General features: G+C 73.9%; 17 protein-coding genes. 13 read left to right on the top strand and 4 right to left on the bottom strand.

Features of this window, described 5'->3' with window-relative positions; translation table 11 throughout:
* Positions 1–15: 15 nt before the first annotated feature.
* Entirely contained in the window at positions 16–1,008 is a 993-nt protein-coding gene (locus tag ACIA6B_RS16230) for an ABC transporter ATP-binding protein (protein ID WP_396774019.1), read from the bottom strand.
* Positions 1,009–1,010: 2 nt separating this feature from the next.
* On the opposite strand from ACIA6B_RS16230, the gene ACIA6B_RS16225 reads away from it, so the two are divergent.
* The 4 genes from ACIA6B_RS16225 (at position 1,011) to ACIA6B_RS16210 (ending at position 5,976) form a co-directional block, all read left to right on the top strand.
* Complete coding sequence (locus tag ACIA6B_RS16225) at positions 1,011–1,697, top strand: ABC transporter permease (RefSeq protein WP_396774017.1); 687 nt, start codon at positions 1,011–1,013, stop codon at positions 1,695–1,697.
* 55 nt (positions 1,698–1,752) lie between these two features.
* Positions 1,753–2,475: an ABC transporter permease gene (locus ACIA6B_RS16220; protein WP_396774015.1), complete on the top strand. Its 723-nt coding sequence runs from the start codon at positions 1,753–1,755 to the stop codon at positions 2,473–2,475.
* 207 nt (positions 2,476–2,682) lie between these two features.
* A complete protein-coding gene (locus ACIA6B_RS16215; RefSeq protein ID WP_396774013.1) occupies positions 2,683–3,687 on the top strand; it encodes a glycine betaine ABC transporter substrate-binding protein in 1,005 nt (334 codons plus the stop codon).
* Positions 3,688–3,819: 132 nt separating this feature from the next.
* The gene (locus tag ACIA6B_RS16210; protein ID WP_396774012.1) at positions 3,820–5,976 is read left to right on the top strand and encodes a hypothetical protein; all 2,157 of its coding nucleotides are present in this window, start codon (positions 3,820–3,822) and stop codon (positions 5,974–5,976) included.
* A gap of 154 nt (positions 5,977–6,130) precedes the next feature.
* On the opposite strand, the gene ACIA6B_RS16205 is transcribed toward ACIA6B_RS16210, so the two are convergent.
* Together ACIA6B_RS16205 and ACIA6B_RS16200 are read right to left on the bottom strand one after the other, a co-directional pair.
* Positions 6,131–7,300, bottom strand: coding sequence for an NADH-quinone oxidoreductase subunit D (locus ACIA6B_RS16205; protein ID WP_181570726.1), 1,170 nt, complete (start codon positions 7,298–7,300; stop codon positions 6,131–6,133).
* Complete coding sequence (locus ACIA6B_RS16200; RefSeq protein WP_396774149.1) at positions 7,297–8,382, bottom strand: SAM-dependent methyltransferase; 1,086 nt, start codon at positions 8,380–8,382, stop codon at positions 7,297–7,299. Before ACIA6B_RS16200 ends, ACIA6B_RS16205 begins: the two co-directional genes overlap by 4 nt.
* Before the next feature lie 212 nt (positions 8,383–8,594).
* Between ACIA6B_RS16200 and ACIA6B_RS16195 the strand changes: the two genes are divergently transcribed.
* The 7 genes from ACIA6B_RS16195 (at position 8,595) to ACIA6B_RS16165 (ending at position 15,422) form a co-directional block, all read left to right on the top strand.
* Entirely contained in the window at positions 8,595–9,530 is a 936-nt protein-coding gene (locus tag ACIA6B_RS16195; protein ID WP_396774009.1) for a DUF2520 domain-containing protein, read from the top strand.
* Positions 9,524–10,366, top strand: coding sequence for a pantoate--beta-alanine ligase (panC, locus tag ACIA6B_RS16190; protein ID WP_396774008.1), 843 nt, complete (start codon positions 9,524–9,526; stop codon positions 10,364–10,366). Before ACIA6B_RS16195 ends, panC begins: the two co-directional genes overlap by 7 nt.
* A gap of 30 nt (positions 10,367–10,396) precedes the next feature.
* Positions 10,397–10,825 carry an aspartate 1-decarboxylase gene (gene panD, locus ACIA6B_RS16185; protein ID WP_396774006.1) on the top strand — a complete coding sequence of 143 codons (429 nt, stop codon included), beginning with the start codon at positions 10,397–10,399 and terminating at the stop codon, positions 10,823–10,825.
* A gap of 237 nt (positions 10,826–11,062) precedes the next feature.
* A complete protein-coding gene (locus ACIA6B_RS16180; RefSeq protein ID WP_396774004.1) occupies positions 11,063–11,956 on the top strand; it encodes a septum formation family protein in 894 nt (297 codons plus the stop codon).
* Positions 11,957–12,017: 61 nt separating this feature from the next.
* Positions 12,018–13,709 carry an L-aspartate oxidase gene (locus tag ACIA6B_RS16175; protein WP_396774003.1) on the top strand — a complete coding sequence of 564 codons (1,692 nt, stop codon included), beginning with the start codon at positions 12,018–12,020 and terminating at the stop codon, positions 13,707–13,709.
* A 40-nt stretch (positions 13,710–13,749) separates the two neighbouring features.
* Entirely contained in the window at positions 13,750–14,646 is an 897-nt protein-coding gene (gene nadC / locus ACIA6B_RS16170; protein WP_396774001.1) for a carboxylating nicotinate-nucleotide diphosphorylase, read from the top strand.
* A 17-nt stretch (positions 14,647–14,663) separates the two neighbouring features.
* On the top strand, positions 14,664–15,422 hold the full coding sequence (locus ACIA6B_RS16165) for a type III pantothenate kinase (protein ID WP_107161757.1): 759 nt from the start codon (positions 14,664–14,666) through the stop codon (positions 15,420–15,422).
* A 50-nt stretch (positions 15,423–15,472) separates the two neighbouring features.
* On the opposite strand, the gene ACIA6B_RS16160 is transcribed toward ACIA6B_RS16165, so the two are convergent.
* Complete coding sequence (locus ACIA6B_RS16160; RefSeq protein WP_396773999.1) at positions 15,473–16,213, bottom strand: class I SAM-dependent methyltransferase; 741 nt, start codon at positions 16,211–16,213, stop codon at positions 15,473–15,475.
* A gap of 94 nt (positions 16,214–16,307) precedes the next feature.
* Between ACIA6B_RS16160 and lysS the strand changes: the two genes are divergently transcribed.
* Together lysS and ACIA6B_RS16150 are read left to right on the top strand one after the other, a co-directional pair.
* A complete protein-coding gene (gene lysS, locus ACIA6B_RS16155) occupies positions 16,308–17,816 on the top strand; it encodes a lysine--tRNA ligase (protein ID WP_396773998.1) in 1,509 nt (502 codons plus the stop codon).
* A 115-nt stretch (positions 17,817–17,931) separates the two neighbouring features.
* Positions 17,932–18,282 carry an Lsr2 family protein gene (locus ACIA6B_RS16150; protein ID WP_199199943.1) on the top strand — a complete coding sequence of 117 codons (351 nt, stop codon included), beginning with the start codon at positions 17,932–17,934 and terminating at the stop codon, positions 18,280–18,282.
* The last annotated feature ends 407 nt before the right edge of the window (positions 18,283–18,689 follow it).

Below are 18,689 nucleotides of genomic sequence, written 5' to 3'. Positions count from 1 at the left end.
TCCGGCCGGGTCGGCTCAGTCGACCGCGCCCAGGGTCAGCACCCGGGTGCGGGCGAGCAGCCCCAGTGGACGGCCGTCCTCGGTTACCACGGCCCGGTCGGCGCCGGCGGTGAGCAGCGTGCCCAGCGCGTCGTAGGCCGAGCTGCCCAGCGCCACCGTGGGCAGCCCGTCGGTGTCGCCGGCCGGGAGCGGGTCGAGCACCGCGCGGGTCACCGGGGTGACCGCGAGCTGCCGGATGCCCCGGTCGGCGCCGACGAACTCGCGGACGAACGCCGAGGCGGGCGAGCCGAGCAGCGCGGCCGGCCGGTCGTACTGTTCCAACACCCCGCCCTCGGACAGCACCGCGATCCGGTCGCCCAGCCGGACCGCCTCGTCGAGGTCGTGGGTGACCAGCACGATGGTCTTGCGGACCTCGGCCTGCAACCGGAGGAACTCCTCCTGCAACCGGGTCCGGACGATCGGGTCGACCGCCGAGAACGGCTCGTCCATCAGCAGCACCACCGGGTCGGCGGCGAGCGCACGCGCCACCCCGACCCGTTGCCGCTGGCCACCGGAGAGTTCGTGCGGGTAGCGCCTGCCGAACTGCGCCGGGTCGAGCCCGACCAGCTCCAGCAGCTCGCCGACCCGGGCCCGGGTCCGGTCCCGGGACCAGCCCAGCAGCCCCGGCACGGTGGCCACGTTGGCGGCCACGGTCTGGTGCGGGAAGAGGCCGACGTTCTGGATCACGTAGCCGATGCGGCGACGCAACGTCACCGGGTCGACCCGGGTGACGTCGTCGTCGCCGAGCAGGATCCGACCGTCGGTCGGCTCGATCAGCCGGTTGATCATCCGCAGCACGGTGGACTTGCCGCAGCCGGACGGGCCGATCAGCACCACCAGCTCGCCGGCCCTCACCTCCAGGCTCAGCTCACGGACCGCTTCGGTGCCGTCCGGGTAGCGCTTGCGGATGCGCTCCAGCGTGATCGAGGCGGCGCCGTGACCGGCGGGGGTCTCCGGGGTAACGTCCACGTGTGTTCCTCCACCTGAGCTACCGGGCCGCCCCGGGTAATCCGTGGTTCTCCTGGCGGTACGTGCGGGACAACTCTGACAGCATCCTCGCCGCGTTGCGCGAGCACACCTGGCTGACCGCCCGGGCCGTGGTGATCGCCGCGCTGGTGGCGCTGCCGCTCGCGGTGGCAGCGTACTGGTTCCGGTCGCTGGCCGCGTCCATCCTGGCGCTGACCGGGGTGCTCTACACGATCCCGTCGCTGGCGCTGTTCGCGTTCCTCGCCCCGTACCTCGGCATCGGCGCGGTGACCGTGCTCACCGTGGTGGCGTTGTACGCGCTGCTGGTGATCGTGCGCAACACGATGGCCGGCCTGAACCAGGTGCCGCCCGAGGTGCGGGAGGCCGCCGAGGGCATGGGGTACGGCCGCTGGGGCCGGCTGTTCCGGATCGAGCTGCCGCTGGCGCTGCCCGGCATCCTCACCGGCGTACGCCTGGCCACCGTCTCCACGGTCGCGCTGGTCACGGTCGGGGTGGTGGTGGGCCGGGGCGGGCTCGGCCAGCTCATCTTCGCCGGCTTCCAGAACAACTTCTACAAGGCGCAGATCATGACCGGCACGGTGCTCTGCGTGCTGCTGGCGCTGGTGCTCGACCTGGTCCTGGCCGGCGTGGGCCGGCTGCTCACCCCCTGGCTGCGCGGGAGAAACTCGTGAGCGTGCGGAGTGCGGCGCGGCGGAGCCCCGCAGTCGCGAACGGAAGGTCAGCCCGGTGAACCCGGTCGAGGCGGCGGTGACCTGGCTGAACGACCCGCTGAACTGGACCAACCCCGGTGGCGTGCTGGACCGGCTGGGCGAGCACCTGAGCATGTCCGCCCTGGCGGTGCTGCTCGGCTGCCTGGTGGCCTGGCCGATCGGCCTCTGGCTCGGGCACAGCGGTCGGGGCGGTGGCGTGGTGCTGCTGGTCTCCAACGTCACGCTGGCGATCCCCACGCTGGCGTTGCTGACCATCCTGCCGCTGACCTTCCTCGGGTTCGGCCGCGCCTCGGTGGTGGTGGCGCTCGCCGTCTTCGCGGTGCCGCCGCTGCTGGCGAACGCGTACACCGGGGTCCGGCAGGCCGACGCGGAGGCCCGGGACGCCGCGCGCGGCATGGGGCTCTCCGGCGGGCAGGTGCTGCGCCGGGTGGAGCTGCCGCTGTCGGTGCCCTACCTGGCGGCCGGGTTCCGGACCGCGGCCGTGCAGGTGGTGGCCACCGCCGCGCTGGCGTCCTTCGTCAACGGCGGCGGGTTGGGCCAGATCATCCGCGCCGGCTTCGGCCTCGACATCGCCGCCGGCGGCGGCCAGATCATCGCCGGCGGGGTCCTGGTGGCCGGCCTGGCGCTGCTGGTCGAGGGCGTGCTCGCGGTGGTGGAGCGGTTGGTCACGCCGCGCCCGCTGCGGCGGGCCCGGCGGCGGGCGAACCGCCGTGCGGTGGCGGCCACGGCCGGCGGCTGACCCGTCCGCTGGCCCTCGCCGACGCGGCCGTGAGACGCCGGTCACCGTGATGTCGACGGTCCGGTGACGATCGGATGACGAAAACGCCCTCGGGTTTGTCGGTCGGTTCCGGAGGATGTTGGGTGAAGTCGCGGGCGGCGTTCGGATCGCCCGTCGGACACGCGGCCGGCCCGGAGGGTCGCGCCGGGACACGGAAGGCGGGCGCTGATGCGCGCACGTTCACGGCTGCTCGCGGGGGCCTTCGGCGCCCTCGTCGCGGCGGGTCTCCTCACCGGCTGCGGTGACGCCGGCTCGTCCGGCACCGACGCGCCCGAGGCGGGCGCCTCGGGTGCCGGTTGCGCCCCGGTGGCGGGTGACCAGCTCGTCGTCCTCACCGACGACAAGAAGCTCCAGAACACCGACAACGTCCTTCCCGCGATCAACAAGAAGGCGGCCACCCCGCAGTTGGTCGCCGCGCTGGACAAGGTCTCCGCGAAGCTCGACACCCCGAAGCTGATCCAGCTCAACCGGGCGGTCGACGTCGACCGGAAGACGCCCCAGGTGGCGGCGCAGGAGTTCGCCGGCGCCAACGGCGTGACCGACGGGATCGAGAAGGGGCCGGGCGGCCAGGTCACGGTCGGCGCCGGCAACTTCAGCGAGAGCCAGACCGTCGCCGAGCTCTACAAGATCGCGCTCACCGCGGCCGGATACCAGGTCAAGGTGCAGACCATCGGCAACCGGGAGCTCTACGAGCCGGCCCTGGAGAAGGGCCAGATCCAGGTCGTCCCGGAGTACGCCGCCACCATGGCGGAGTTCCTCAACACGAAGGCCAACGGCAAGGACGCCCAGCCGATCTCCTCGCCCGAGCTGGAGAAGACGGTCGCCGCGCTCAAGACCGAGGGCGACAAGTCCGGCCTGGTGTTCGGCCAGCCGTCCCAGGCGCAGGACCAGAACGCGTTCGCCGTCACCAAGGCCTTCGCCGACAAGTACGGCGTCTCCACGCTCTCCGATCTGGCCGCGAAGTGCTCCGGTCAGGCCACCGTGCTGGCCGGCCCGCCGGAGTGCCCGCAGCGGCCGAAGTGCCAGGCCGGGCTCGTCGAGGTCTACGACTTCAAGGCCGGCTCGTTCAGCTCGCTGGACGCGGGCGGCCCGCAGACCAAGAACGCGCTGAAGACCGGTTCCGCAAGCGTCGGTCTGGTCTTCTCGTCCGACGCCGCGCTCGCCACCAGCTGATCGCTCGCCGTTGCCGCCGGCCGGTGTGACCGGCCGGCGGTGCGGCGGAACCGGCGACCCGGCCGGCGGTGCGGGCATCCGACTGTGCCGACCCGTTCCACTCCGATGGAACTCTCGGTACTCTGCTCACCCATGCCAGCCTCGGTCATCCCCGCCGACAAGCGCACCCCGACGCCACTGACGATCCTGTTCTGGATCGGTGTGGGGTTGGCCCCCCTGGCGGCGTTGATCCTGCTGGTCGCCGACGGCAACGGCACGCTCCGGTTCGGTGCCGTGCTCGCGATCCTCGCGGTCGTGCTGATCGGCCTCTCCATCGCGCTGCGGTCCGACAGCGGCGGCGACGGGGCCGTGTCCGAGGGCTTGCGCGAGGAGCTGGAGCAGCTCCGCCGGGAGTTGCGGGCCGAGATCGTGGCCGCCGCCCAACGCGGGAACCAGGCGCTCGACCAGGCCCAACGGGCGGAGGAAGCGGCCGGCGCGGTGCGCCGACGGCTCGACGCGGCGGCTGCGGGCCTGGCCACCCCACCCGCCGAGGAACGCCCGGGCGGGCGGGCCCGGGTCCCGGTCGCCGGCGCGTACGACGCGGGACGGGCCCATCCGGCCGGCCCCGACGAGGATGAGCCGAACCCGGTGACGGGGGGTCGTTTCGGCACCGACCAGCAGGTCGACCCGCCGTGGGCCGGTCGTTCGGATGCCGCCGGCAGCCACGTCGACGACCGGGCCGAGCGGTCCGGATCCGACGCGTACGCCGTGGCGGGCCGGGCGCGACCCGGGCCGCCCGGCGTCGATCGCGACCACCCGGCCGGTGAGTACGCGGAGCCCGGCAGCCACGCGGCCGGCCCGGCCCGGCGTGCCGAGCGCTCGGAGTTCGGCAGCTACGGCACGGAGCCGCCGCCCACCGGGCGGGACGCGGAACGGTCCGCCGGCGGTGGGTACGGCGCGGCGCGGGCACCCGGACCGGCTGCCCGACCGGAATCCCGTCCGGTCGGGGTGGTCCACCACACCGAGACCGTGCACGTCACCACGCGGCACACCTTCGTGGACGGCGGTGGCGACCCGGCCGGCACCCGGTACGGGGGGTACGCCGGCCGCTGGTCCCCGTCGGCGGAGGACCGGCCGCCCGGTGCGGAACCGGCCGGCCGGCGCGGTGCCGGCCACCGTGAGCCGGCCGGGGACGACCACGCGCGCGCCGGTTGGCCGGGTGCCGGGCAGGATGCCTGGCCCGGGCCCTCCTCGTCCGGCCCGGAGCGGGCGTGGCCCGACAGCCGGGACGGCGGCGGACCGGACGGCGGCGTGTGGCCGGGTTCGCGGGATCACGGCGGTGCCTGGTCCGCTGCCCGGGACGACGGCGGCGCGTGGCCGGGTGTACGAGACGACGGCGCGCGGGACGGCGGGGCGTGGCCCGGTTCGCGGAACGAGGGTGGACGGGCTGACGGCTTCCGGTCTGACACACCGGGCGACGAACAATTCGGCACCGGCACCGGCACCGGCACCGGCACCGGCACCGGCACCGGTGACGGGCGGGAGCATCCCTGGGCCGGCGTCGGTCGTGCGACAGGCGGTGCGCGGGGTTGGCCGGCGCGGCCGGCCGAGGACGGGTGGTCGACCGGCTCGCGGGCGGGCCGGCCGGCGGACGAGCAGCGCCCCTGGTCCGGGTCGGCTGACGACCGGACCGGTCGGCCGTCGCCCGCGGAGGCCGGTTGGCCGCCGACCGGAACGCCCGAGCGGACGGCGTCGCCCGAACCGTACGGCCGGGCGGCGGTCGGCGAGCCGGACGGCGGCCACTGGTCCGAGTTGCGTGCCGGCAACCGCTGGGCCGAGGTCCGCGACGACGGTCAGGGACGGGAGGTCCGGGTCGGGGAACGGCGGGCCGCGGTGCACGCCGACGGCGGTGGCACCGGGTACCGGATCGAGGACCGGTGGGCCTCCGTCCGCGGCACGCCCACGCCACCCGGCCACGACGGCACCGGCCCGACCCGCCACGACCGCGAGCCGGCGTACCACGACGTCGGGGGACCGCGGCACGAGCGGGAGCCGTCGTCGGGCGACGGCTGGTCGGGGGAGAGCCAGCCGGCGCTGCCGCCCGGTGGGGTGCCGGTGCCGGACGCGTGGCGACCGCCGACCCCACGTAGCGGCCAACCGGAGTGGCGGCAGCCCCAGCCCGAGTGGCAGCGGCCCGAGCCGGAGTGGCAGCAGCCCGGGCCGGAACGGCAGCCCGAGCCGGAGTGGCGCCGCCCGGAGCCGGACGGTTACGGTCGCCCGCCCCGGGACACCGCCGACCGCTGGCGCTGACCGCGCCGCGCGGCGCCGGACGCCGACCCCGACAGCACCCGACCCGACGCACCGACCGCGCCGACCGCGCCGACAGCTCCGACAGCTCCGACAGCGCCGACAGCGCCGACAGCGCCGACACACCGACGCCGGGTCGGCGCTGCCGCGCCGCAGATCACTTGTCGATGTCGCCCACCACGAAGAACATCGAGCCGAGGATGGCGATCAGGTCCGGCACCAGACAACCGGGCAGCAGCGTCGACAGCGCCTGCACGTTCGCGTACGAAGCGGTGCGCAGCTTGAGCCGCCACGGCGTCTTCTCGCCCCGCGACACCAGGTAGTACCCGTTGATGCCGAGCGGGTTCTCGGTCCAGGCGTACGTGTGCCCCTCGGGCGCCTTGACGACCTTGGGCAGTCGGGTGTTCACCGGCCCGCTGATCCGGTCCACCCGGTCCAGGCACTGCTCGGCGAGGTCGAGCGACGCGTACACCTGGTCGAGCAGCACCTCGAAGCGGGCGTGGCAGTCCCCGGCGGTCTTCGTCACCACCGGCACGTCGAGCTGGTCGTACGCCAGGTAGGGCTCGTCCCGGCGCAGGTCGAGGTCGAGGCCGGAGGCCCGGCCGACCGGCCCGGACGCGCCGAACGCGGCGGCGTCGGCCGCGGAGAGCACGCCGACGCCGACGGTACGGGCCAGGAAGATCTCGTTTCGCCGGATCAGGTTGTCCAGGTCCGGCATCCGGCGGCGGACCTCGCCGATGGCGGCGCGGGCGCGGCCGGTCCACCCGGCCGGCACCTCTTCCTTGAGACCGCCGACCCGGTTGAACATGTAGTGGATCCGGCCGCCGGAGACCTCCTCCATCACCGCCTGGATGGTCTCCCGTTCCCGGAACGCGTAGAACATCGGCGTGATCGCGCCGATCTCCAGCGGGTAGGAGCCGAGGAACATCAGATGGTTGAGCACCCGGTTCAGCTCGGCCAGCGCCATCCGCAGCCAGGTGGCGCGCTCCGGCACCTCCATGCCCATCAGCCGTTCCACCGCGAGCACCACGCCCAGCTCGTTGGAGAACGCGGAGAGCCAGTCGTGCCGGTTGGCGAGCACGATGATCTGCCGGTAGTCGCGTACCTCGAAGAGTTTCTCCGCGCCCCGGTGCATGTAGCCGACGATCGGCTCGGCGGCGACCACCCGCTCGCCGTCGAGCACCAGGCGCAGCCGGAGCACGCCGTGCGTCGACGGGTGCTGCGGCCCGATGTTGAGCACCATGTCGGTGCCGAGCTGCTCACCGCCGGCGCCGGTCCCGACGGTCAGTTCGCGGAGGTCGCCGGCGTCCGTGGTCATGCCCGTCATCGTGCCAGAAGCGGATCGAGGTCGACGCCGACCGGCTGCCACAGCCACCAGTGCCCGCCGAGGCCGGCCGGGTCGGTCAGCTCGGCCACCGCCGACGCGGTGGCCAGCGCCCGCAGGTAGCCGGCCGGGTCCCGGGAGGCCAGGCTCAGCGGCGGTCGCCCGCCGTCGGCCCCGAGCGCCCGCAGCGCCGCCCGCTGCGACACCAGGGTGTACGCGCACCGCGCGACCCGCTCACCGGCGGAGGCGACCGAGTCGATGGCGACGTGCGCGGTCACGTCGCACGACCCGTCCGGCACCGGCGGCACCTGCCGCCCGTTCCGGTACCCGGTCACCGTCCCGTCGACGGGCCGGGCGTCCCGCAGGTGCCCGTAGTCGACGGCCAGCGCCGCCCCCCGCCGTACCCGCCCCACGGCCTCCGCCCACACCTCGTCCCGCCTCCGCCCGATCTCCACCCGCCCCCACCCGCCCGGCTGCCCACACCCGCCCTCGTCGGTGATCAAGGAGTTGGCGTCGCCGTCCGGCGTCGGGCCCGACGCGAACTCCTTGATCACCGGGGACGGTGGTGGCGGGAGTGGCCACCAGCGGGTGAGCCAGGCGGTGTCGGCGGGGGAGAGCGGCGGGCCGGGGGACTCCGCGCCGGTGGCGGGGTCGACCAGGACGTGACGCCAACCGTCGGGGGTATGGGTGGCGACGTCCAGGGGGACGTTGTCGAGCCACTCGGTGGCCAGCAGCAGGCCGGTGATCTCCGGCGGGAGGTCGGGCCGCCATTCGATCTCGGCGGGCAGGTCGGCCGGGCGGGCGGCCTTCTCCACCGCGACGAGCCGGATCCGCTCCGCGAGCGACGGCTCGGTGGGCGTCGCCACGACGGCGCCGAGCAGCGCGCGGAGCAACTCGGCCCGCCCGGCTCCCACATCGACCACGTCCAGCCGGGCGGGATGGCCGAGCGCGAGGTCGAGCGCGGTGAGGATGTGCCGCAGGCAGGAGGCGAACACCGGGGACGCGTGCACGCTGGTGCGGAAGTGGGCGGCCGGCCCCGGGCCGGAGACGAAGAAGCCGTCCGGGCCGTAGAGCGCGGTCTCCATCGCGTCGCGCCAGCGCAGCGCCGTCAATTCGTTCCTCGTTCCCGGGACGTCACCGTGCCGACCCTACGGTGACCGGCCACCAGGCGGACCGCAACGGTGCGCGCCGGCCCTTCCACACCGGTGAAGGTTTTCACACCTTCTTGGTCCGGCTCCGTGACCACGGCGCATACTTGCCATCGACCGGTACCCCCTTCGAGGACTGGATCGCTGCCATGAGCGCACCGCTGCGCCCGCGGGTCCACCGCGCCCCGCCCGCCTTTCCCCGTACCCTCACCGTCGGTGTGCTCGGCGCCGGCCGGGTCGGCGCCGTGCTCGGCGCGGCGCTCGCCGCCGCCGGTCACCGGGTGGCCGCCGCGTCCGGCGCGTCCGGCGCCTCGCGGGCCCGGTTGGCGCTGCTGCTGCCGCAGACCCCGCACCGCGCCGCGCCCGCCGTGGCCCGCGCCGCCACCGACCTCCTGCTCGTGGCGGTCCCCGACGACGCCCTGGCCGCCGTGGTCGCCGACCTGGCGGCCACCGGCGCGCTGCGCCCGGGTCAGGTCGTGGCGCACACCTCCGGCGCGCACGGGTTGGCCGTGCTGGCCCCGGCCGCCGCGGCCGGCGCCCGGCCGCTCGCGCTGCACCCGGCGATGACCTTCACCGGTACGCCGGACGACCTGTCCCGCCTGGCCGGCAGCTCCTACGGGGTGACCGCCCCGGCCGAGCTGCGCCCGTTCGCGGCCCGGCTGGTGGCCGACCTCGGCGGGGTGCCGGAGTGGGTGGGCGAGGCCGACCGGCCGCTCTACCACGCGGCGCTCGCGCACGGCGCGAACCACCTGGTGACAGTGGTGAACGACGCGGCCGACCGGCTGCGCGACGCCGGGGTGGACCGGCCGGAGAAGGTGCTGGCCCCGCTGTTGCGGGCCGCTCTGGAGAACGCGTTGCGGCTCGGCGACGACGCGCTGACCGGCCCGGTTTCCCGGGGCGACGCGGGCACCGTACGCCGGCACCTGGACCGGCTGGCCGCGACCGCGCCGGAATCGGTGCCGGCCTACCTGGCGTTGGCCCGACGGACGGCGGACCGCGCCGTCGCGGCGGGTCGCCTGCACCCGGCGGACGCGGCGCCGCTGCGGGACGTGCTGGACGGGATGGAGGTGACCTCCTCGTGGTGAACGTGGTGCACACGCGGAAGGAGCTGGCGGTGGCCCGGAACGGGCTGGCCGGCAGCGTCGGCGTGGTGATGACCATGGGCGCGCTGCACGCGGGGCACGAGACGCTGCTGCGGGCCGCCCGGGAGCGGGCCGACCACGTGCTGGTGACGATCTTCGTGAATCCGCTCCAGTTCGGCCCGAACGAGGACTTCGACCGCTATCCGCGCACGCTCGACGCGGACCTGGAGATCTGTCGCCGGGCCGGGGTGGACCTGGTCTTCGCGCCCACGGTGAACGAGATGTATCCGGAGGGACAGCCGACCGTGCGGCTCGACCCGGGTCCGCTCGGCGCGGACCTGGAGGGCCTGAGCCGTCCCGGCTTCTTCCACGGCGTGCTCACCGTGGTCCTGAAGCTGCTCCAGCTCACCCGTCCGGACCTGGCCTTTTTCGGCGAGAAGGACTACCAGCAGCTCACCCTGGTCCGCCGGATGGTCCGCGACCTCGACGTGCCGACCGAGATCGTCGGCGTGCCGACCGTACGCGAGCCGGACGGCCTGGCGCTGTCCAGCCGCAACCGTTACCTCTCCGCGTCCGAGCGGCGGGCCGCGCTGAGCCTCTCCGCCGCGCTGAGCGCCGGTGCGGCGGCGGCGGAGCGGGGTGACGACGCGGGCGCGGTGCTGGCCGCCGCCCACCGGGCGTTCGACGCGCCGGAGGCCCGCCTCGACTACCTGGTGCTCACCGACACCGACCTGGAGCCCGGCCCGGTCTCCGGCGCGGCCCGGCTGCTGATCGCCGCCTGGGTGGGCGCCACCCGCCTGATCGACAACACGGCGATCCACCTCGCGCCGCGTCCCTGACCCCTCCACGAACTGCGGAAAGGCAACCCGATGCTCCGGACCATGCTCAAGTCGAAGATCCACCGGGCCACGGTGACCCAGGCCGACCTGCACTACGTCGGCTCGGTGACGGTGGACGAGGATCTGCTGGACGCCGCGGACCTGCTCCCCGGCGAGCAGGTCGCGATCGTCGACATCACCAACGGGGCGCGGCTGGAGACGTACGTGATCCCGGGTCGCCGGGGCAGCGGCGTGATCGGCATCAACGGCGCCGCCGCGCACCTGGTGCACCCCGGTGACCTGGTCATCCTCATCTCGTACGGGCAGATGGACGACGCCGAGGCCCGCACCTGGCAGCCCCGGGTGGTGCACGTCGACGCCGACAACCGCATCGTCGACCTGACCGCCGACCCCACCACCGCCGCCCCCGGCACCGCCGGCACCCCCATCCCCAACCCCCTAGCCGCCGCCCTGACCTAGCCCGACCTAACCCGACCCGACCCGCCCTGTCCTTTCCTGACCCCCGGCGATCTTGCGGTTGGTGCCCCTCGTCTGCCCCCCTTTGTGTCATTTGTCGGGGCGACAACCGCAAGATCGACGAGCCGGGCGGTAGAGCGGGACGTGGAGTGGGGCAGCGCGGTCTGTTACGGGAAGGTCATTTTCGGCTACCCTGGGCGGGCCGTCGGAATCGACGGTCGTCGGGCTGGGGGAGGCGCGATGGGCCGTGCGATGCGCAGCCTCGTCGCCGCGGTGGTCGCGGGCGTGGTGCTGACCGGGTGTGCCTCGTCGGGCGGGGTGGACGGGGACCTCGCCGACGACTGGCCGGCGCTGGGCCCCGCCGGGCCGTTCACGCCGGTGGCCGGCGTCTGCCAGGTCGCCGACTTCACCCCGACCGTGGGCCTGGCCGGGTACGCGCCGGTCGGCTGCGACGCGCCGCACCGGGTGGAGACGGTGCACGTCGGCGCGTTCACCGTCGACCGGGCCGCTCCGCCAGCGCTCACCTCGCCGGAGCTGCGTACCGCGTTCGCCGAGTGCGACACCCGGGCCCGGGGCTACGTCGGCGACGACTGGCGTGCCGGTCGGCTCCGGCTGGCCGTGGCGACGCCCACCGGCACCGGGTGGACGGCCGGTTCCCGCTGGTTCCGGTGCGACCTGACCGAGCTGAACACGACCGAGGCGGCGGCCACCGTGGTGACCCGGACGGGCAGCCTGCGCGACGCGCTCAAGCAGCCCTCCCGGCTGCGCCTCGGCTGCCAGCGCACCGGCCAGGACCGGCGGCGGGTGCAGACGCTCACCGCGGTCGACTGCGCGACCGCGCACGACGCCGAGTTCGTCGGCGTGTGGGCGGCGCCGGACCGGCCGTACCCGAAGAAGCCGGCGGACTGGGCCCCGCTCTACGCCGGCTGCTACGCCGCCATCGCGCGCTGGACCGGCGTGCCCGCCGACCCGGTGTTGCGGTACCGCAGCGACGTGGTGGTCCGGCCGCCCGGCCCCGGCCGCTGGGCGGTCGGCGACCGTGGGGTCCGCTGCTACCTGTGGCTCAGCCACCGCAAGGTGAGCGTCTCGCTGAAGGGCGCCGGCCCGGCCGGGATGCCGGTTCGGACGAGGTAGCCGGAACCACTCGTCCCGCCCCCGTCGCCCGGGCCGAGGATGCTTCGGGTTGACTGTGCTCATGGACCTTCCCACGGTCGACCTGCCGGCACTGCCCCGGCTGCTCGCCGCGCCCGCGCCCGGTTGGGTGGAGACCACCGACGTGATCGTGGTCGGCTCCGGGGTCGCCGGGCTGACCGCCGCGCTGCACCTGCGTGAGGCCGGCCTGCACGTCACGGTCGTCACCAAGGTCGACATCGACGAGGGCTCCACCCGCTGGGCGCAGGGCGGCATCGCCGCGGTGCTCGACCCGGCGGACAGCCCGGCCGCGCACGCCCACGACACCGAGGTGGCCGGCGTCGGCCTCTGCGACCCGGCGTCGGTACGGGCCCTGGTGGAGGAGGGCCCGACCCGGCTGCGCGAGCTGATGCGGATCGGGGCGGAGTTCGACCGCAACCCGGACGGCTCACTGATGCTCACCCGGGAGGGCGGTCACCGGGCCGACCGGATCGTGCACGCCGGCGGCGACGCCACCGGCGCGGAGGTGCAGCGGGCGCTGCACGCCGCGGTGCGCCGCGACCCGTGGATCCGGCTGGTCGAGCACGCCCTGGTGCTGGACCTGCTGCGCGCGCCGGGCGACGGCCCCGGCGGCCTCGGGCCGGCCTGCGGCGTCACGCTGCACGTGCTCGGCGAGGGCAGCGAGGACGGCGTCGGCGCGATCCTCGGCCGTGCGGTGGTGCTGGCGACCGGCGGGATGGGGCAGATCTTCGCCGCCACCACCAATCCGGCGGTCTCCACCGGCGACGGGGTGGCGCTGGCGCTACGCGCCGGCGCGGCCGTCACCGACCTGGAGTTCGTCCAGTTCCACCCGACCGCGCTGATCGTGCCGGCGGGCGGGCCGGGCGCCGGGCTCGCGCAGCAGCCGCTGGTCTCCGAGGCGCTGCGCGGCGAGGGCGCCCACCTGGTCGACGGCGACGGCAAGCGGTTCATGGTCGGTCAGCACGAGTTGGCCGAGCTGGCCCCCCGTGACGTGGTGGCCAAGGGCATCCACCGGGTGCTGCTCGCCAGCGGAGCCGATCACGTGTTCCTGGACGCGCGGCACCTGGGCGGTGACTTCCTGGCCCGGCGGTTCCCCACCATCGTGGCGTCCTGCCTGGCCATCGGCGTGGACCCGGCGACCGACCTGATCCCGGTCGCGCCGGCCGCCCACTACGCCTCCGGCGGCGTCCGGACCGACCTGCACGGTCGAACCTCGATCCCCGGCCTGTACGCGTGCGGCGAGGTGGCCTGCACCGGTGTGCACGGCGCCAACCGGCTGGCCAGCAACTCGCTGCTGGAGGGGCTGGTCTTCTCCCGCCGGATCGCCGAGGACATCGCCGCCGGGCTGCCCGAGCAGGCCCGCCCGGCGGAGACCGGCGCCTGGGTGGGCGGGCCGGGCCGGCTGGTGCCGGCGGCCGGCACGCCGGAGCTGCAACGGGCGATGACCCGCGGCGCGGGTGTGCTCCGCTCGGCGGAGACGCTGGCCGCCACCGCCGCCACGCTGCGCGCGCTGGGCGAGGGGGCGGGCGTGCCGCGTACCGCGGACTGGGAGGCCACGAACCTGCTCACGGTGGCGTCCACGCTCGTCGCCGCCGGGTACGCCCGGCAGGAGACGCGGGGCTGCCACTGGCGGGAGGACTTCCCGGTCGCCGACGACCGGTGGCGGGGGCACCTGGTGGCCGAGGTGGGCCGGGACGGGCTGCTCGCCGAGCGTTGGGAGGAACCGGTTCGGTGAGTCCCGCAGTCGCGAACGTGGTGAACGAGGAGAAGAATTCATGATCGAGTCGACGGTGCGGGCGCTGCGCGAGGGCGGCCTGGATCCGGAGCGGGTCCGGCGGGTCGTGGTCGACGCGCTGACCGAGGACCTGGGCCCGGACTTCCTCGACGTGACGAGCGTCGCCACCGTTCCGGCCGAGCAGCAGGACACCGCCGACCTGGTGGCGCGTGCGGACGGCGTGGTGGCCGGGCTGCCGGTGGCCGCCGCAGTGTTCGAGCTGGTCGGCGACGTGACCGGCGCCGGGCGTACGGTCGAGGTGTCGCTGGTGGCCCACGACGGGCAGCGGGTGGCGCGCGGCGACGTGCTGGCGACCGTGACCGGGCCGACCCGGCTGCTGCTGACCGCCGAGCGGACGGCGCTCAACCTGCTCTCCCGGATGTCCGGGGTGGCGACCCACACCCGGGCCTGGGCGGACGCGCTGGCCGGCACGAAGGCCATGGTGCTGGACACCCGCAAGACGACGCCGGGGCTGCGCGCGCTGGAGAAGTACGCGGTCCGGGCCGGCGGCGGCACCAACAAGCGGATGGGCCTGCACGACGTCGCCATGATCAAGGACAACCACAAGGTGGCGGCCGGCGGGATCGCGGCGGCGTTCCGCCGGGTGCGGGAGGCGTTCCCCGACGTTCCGGTGCAGGTGGAGGTGGACACGCCGGCCGAGGCGGTGGAGGCGGTCGAGGCCGGTGCCGGGTTCCTGCTGCTGGACAACATGACCCCGGCGCAGTTGCGCGAGGTGGTGGCCACGGTGGGCGACCGGGCGGAGCTGGAGGCGACCGGCGGGCTGACCCTGCCGGTGGCGGCCGAGTACGGGGCGACCGGCGTGGACTTTCTCTCCGTCGGCGCGTTGACCCACTCGTCGCCGATCCTCGACATCGCCCTCGACCTGCGCGCCGGGTGACCGTCTAGGCTGCCGCTGTGCTGCTCTGCATCGACATCGGAAACACCAACACCGTGCTGGCGACCTTCGAGGGCGACAAGCTGGTGCACTCGTGGCGGATCAAGACCGACGCCCGTTCCACCGCGGACGAGCTGGGTCTGATGTTCCGCGGGCTGCTGGCCGGTGACGCCGTGGAGATCACCGGGGTGGCCGCCTGCTCGACCGTGCCGGCCGCGTTGCGGTCGCTGCGCACCATGCTGGGCCGCTACTACGCCGACCTGCCCAGCGTGATCGTCGAGCCCGGGGTCCGCACCGGCGTGCAGCTCGCCATCGACAACCCGAAGGAGGTGGGCGCGGACCGGGTGGTCAACACACTTGCCGCGTACACGCTCTACGGCGGGCCGTCGATCGTTGTCGACTTCGGCACCACCACCAACTTCGACGTGATCAGCGATCGGGGCGAGTTCCTCGGCGGGGCGTTCGCGCCCGGCATCGAGATCTCCTTCGACGCGCTGGCCGCCCGCGCCGCGCAGCTCCGCAAGGTGGAGGCCACCCGGCCGCGCTCGGTGATCGGCAAGAACACGGTCGAGTGCCTCCAGTCCGGGCTCTACTTCGGCTTCGCCGGCCAGGTGGACCGGATCGTCGAGCGGATGTCCGAGGAACTGGGCGAGGTGCGGGCGGTGATCGCCACCGGCGGCCTGGCCTCGCTGGTGGTGGGCGAGTGCCGCACGATCACGCACCACGAGCCGATGATCACGCTGATCGGCCTGCGGATGGTCTACGACCGCAACACCTGACGTGCCAGGACGGGCCCCTCTTAACGCCTCCGGTATAGGAGGGGCCCCTCCTAACGCCGCCGCGCCCGGAGCACGATCGTGCGGTAGGGCAGTCCCACGGTGGCCCGGCCGGCCAGCTCGGGGTGGGTGGCGAGCAGTTCGGCCAGCCCGCCGTCGACCCGGGCCCGCTCGGCCGGAGTGGCGGTCAGCCAGTAGGAGCGGGTGTGCAGCATCGCCACCAGGTCGTCCGGCGTGAGCGTGGTGGTGTGGCCGAACTCGCCCACCTCGACCGGGGTGAAGGCGGGGCCGAAGTCGGCGTACCGGCCGGTCACGTCACCGGTGTTGTGGTCGAGATGGGCGATCCGGGTCAGCTCGGCCACCCAGCCGACCCGTTCGTCTCGCACGTTCCACACCGGCGCGAACGTGCCGCCGGGGCGCAGCACCCGGGCCACCTCGCCGTGCGCGCGGTCCCGGTCGAACCAGTGGTAGGACTGCCCGGCCAGCACGGCGTCCGCGTCGCCGTCCGGCAGCGGCACCGACTCCGCGCTGCCGGCGAGCGCCGTCGTGCCCGGCGTGGCGGCGGCCAGTTGCGCCCGCATCCCCGGATCGGGTTCCACGGGTACGACGTGATGCCCGAGCGCGGTCACGCCACGGGTGAGGATGCCGGTGCCGGCACCGAGGTCGACCACCCGGGCCGGGGCCGGCGACCCGTCCAACGCCCAGCGCAGCGCCGCCCCGGGATAGCGGGGCCGGAACCGGTCGTACTCGGCTGCGGCGGCGCCGAACGAGAGCGCCGCAGTGGGGTCGGTCATGGCCGGCAGGTTATCCCGTAACGGCCGGCAGGACGCTTGAGTACGCTCATGGGCTGACCCCGCCGATGTTCCCCAAGGCCTGAGGAAGCGTGCCGTGACCGAGCAGAACGCCCTGCCAACAGATCCCGCCGACGACCTTCCCGAGCAGATGAAGGTCCGCCGGGAGAAGCGGGACCGGATGCTCGCCGAGGGCGTCGAGCCGTACCCGGTCGGCTTCCCCCGGACCACCACGCTGGCGCTGCTCCGGGAGCGCTACGCCGACCTGCCCACCGACACCGCCACCGGGGACCGGGCCTCGGTCACCGGGCGGGTGATCTTCATTCGGAACACCGGCAAGCTCTGCTTCGCCACGCTGCGCGACGGCGACGGCACGGAGCTCCAGGCGATGCTCTCGCTGGACCGGGTCGGCCCGGAGCGGCTGGCGGACTGGAAGCGCCTGGTGGACCTCGGTGACCACGTCGGCGTGGCCGGCGAGGTGATCACCAGCCGGCGCGGCGAGCTGTCGGTGCTGGCCGACGACTGGGTGGTCACCGCCAAGGCGCTGCGCCCGCTGCCGGTGGCGCACAAGCCGCTGAGTGAGGAGTCCCGGGTCCGTCAGCGCTACGTCGACCTGGTGGTCCGTCCGCAGGCCCGGCAGATGGTGCGGACCCGGGCCGCCGCGGTCCGCAGCCTGCGGGACACCCTGCACGGGCAGGACTTCATCGAGGTCGAGACGCCGATGCTGCAACTGCTGCACGGTGGCGCGACCGCCCGACCATTCGTGACCCACAGCAATGCACTCGACACCGATCTGTATCTGCGAATCGCACCGGAACTGTTTCTCAAGCGGGCGGTGGTGGGTGGCGTCGACCGTGTCTTCGAGATCAACCGCAACTTCCGTAATGAGGGCATCGACTCCTCGCACTCGCCGGAGTTCGCGATGCTGGAGGCGTACCAGGCCTACGGCGACTACGACAGCATGGCCGCGCTGACCCGGAATCTGGTGCAGCAGGCCGCCGTCGCGGTCGCCGGCTCGACCGTGGTGACCCACGCCGACGGCAGCGAGTTCGACCTGGGCGGCGAGTGGCGGTCGGTGACGCTGTTCGGTGTTCTTTCGGAAGCGCTCGGTGAGGAAGTCACCGTCCGTACCGAAAGGTCACGCCTGGTCGAGTACGCGGACAAGATCGGTCTCTCGGTCGACCCGAAGTGGGGTCCCGGCAAGCTGGCCGAGGAGTTGTTCGAGGAACTGGTGGTGCCGTCCCTGCGGGCGCCCACGTTCGTCCGCGACTACCCGGAGGAGACCAGCCCGCTGACCCGGGCGCACCGGAGCGAGCCCGGCCTGGCCGAGAAGTGGGACCTCTACGTGCTTGGCTTCGAGCTGGGCACGGCGTACTCCGAGCTGGTGGACCCGGTCGTGCAGCGGGAGCGGCTGGTGACCCAGGCGCAGCTCGCGGCGCGTGGCGACGACGAGGCCATGCGACTCGACGAGGACTTTCTCCGGGCGATGGAGTACGGAATGCCGCCGGCCGGCGGTATGGGAATGGGAATCGACCGGCTGCTGATGGCGCTGACCGGCCTGGGAATTCGGGAAACCATCCTGTTCCCCTTGGTCCGGCCGGAGTAGGGCGGCAAAGCTTCTCCGGCTTGTTACGCCATCCTATTGACGGAGCAAGCATCGGGCAGGTTATCGTGCTCTGAGTAATGCAGGAGCGCAACCCTGCTCGAAAGGAATGTGGGACGTGGCCAAGCAGATCATTCACAAGCTGGTCGATGACCTGGACGGCGGGGACGCTGACGAGACTGTCAAGTTCGCGCTGGACGGCGTGCAGTACGAGATCGACCTCTCGGCTTCCAACGCTGAAAAATTGCGCGATGCATTCGCGCAGTACATCGCGCACGGAACGAAGGTCGGCCGCGGGGGAGTGGTCGTGGGTGGCCGGGCCGCACGTGGCCGGGGCGGCGCGACCGCGGACCGCGAGCAGAACAAGGCAATCCGGGAGTGGGCCAAGAGCAACGGCAAGGACATCTCCGATCGGGGCCGGATCCCGCAGGAGATCGTGGACGAGTTCCACGCCAAGGCGGGGCGCTGACACCGACCGCACGCGACGGCGACCGACGCCGGCCGGGAGGACGACTCCGGGCCGGCGTCGGCGTTTCGCCCTCTTCGTCCCCGATGTCTCTTTCCCGGCCAGGGGCCCGGTGGGCGGTCGGGACGGGCCGCCGAACCGGGAAGAATCCGGTGCCCGGGGGAGTTGTCCACAGGCGGTGGAGATTCCGTCCACAGGCTGTGGACGACCGTTGCGGGCGCCTCGATGCCGCCCGAGCCCCCTCGACCGGGCCTTCCGCCGACGGTCGAATTTCGCTCTGCGCGTACAGGCGGGGGTCCCGGAACACCTCCTGAGCGTGGACGGTTGGCAGAAACGACGTCGGAACGGTCATCGGCGGGGTCACACGACCTCAGCGGAGACGGTCCGCGGCGATAGAGTAAGGAGGCACG

Source organism: Micromonospora sp. NPDC051141 (assembly GCF_044455765.1).
Lineage (GTDB): Bacteria > Actinomycetota > Actinomycetes > Mycobacteriales > Micromonosporaceae > Micromonospora.
This window is presented reverse-complemented; position numbering and strand designations above follow the sequence as displayed.

Bases quoted from the DNA above. Each gene is read 5' to 3' on its own strand.
- ACIA6B_RS16195 (WP_396774009.1), top strand. From the start codon at position 8,595: ATGAGCGCACCGCTGCGCCCGCGGGTCCACCGCGCCCCGCCCGCCTTT.
- ACIA6B_RS16175 (WP_396774003.1), top strand. From the start codon at position 12,018: ATGGACCTTCCCACGGTCGACCTGCCGGCACTGCCCCGGCTGCTCGCC.
- ACIA6B_RS16180 (WP_396774004.1), top strand. From the start codon at position 11,063: ATGGGCCGTGCGATGCGCAGCCTCGTCGCCGCGGTGGTCGCGGGCGTG.
- nadC (WP_396774001.1), top strand. From the start codon at position 13,750: ATGATCGAGTCGACGGTGCGGGCGCTGCGCGAGGGCGGCCTGGATCCG.
- ACIA6B_RS16205 (WP_181570726.1), bottom strand. From the start codon at position 7,300: ATGACGGGCATGACCACGGACGCCGGCGACCTCCGCGAACTGACCGTC.
- panD (WP_396774006.1), top strand. From the start codon at position 10,397: ATGCTCCGGACCATGCTCAAGTCGAAGATCCACCGGGCCACGGTGACC.
- ACIA6B_RS16215 (WP_396774013.1), top strand. From the start codon at position 2,683: ATGCGCGCACGTTCACGGCTGCTCGCGGGGGCCTTCGGCGCCCTCGTC.
- ACIA6B_RS16160 (WP_396773999.1), bottom strand. From the start codon at position 16,213: ATGACCGACCCCACTGCGGCGCTCTCGTTCGGCGCCGCCGCAGCCGAG.
- ACIA6B_RS16200 (WP_396774149.1), bottom strand. From the start codon at position 8,382: ATGGAGACCGCGCTCTACGGCCCGGACGGCTTCTTCGTCTCCGGCCCG.
- ACIA6B_RS16210 (WP_396774012.1), top strand. From the start codon at position 3,820: ATGCCAGCCTCGGTCATCCCCGCCGACAAGCGCACCCCGACGCCACTG.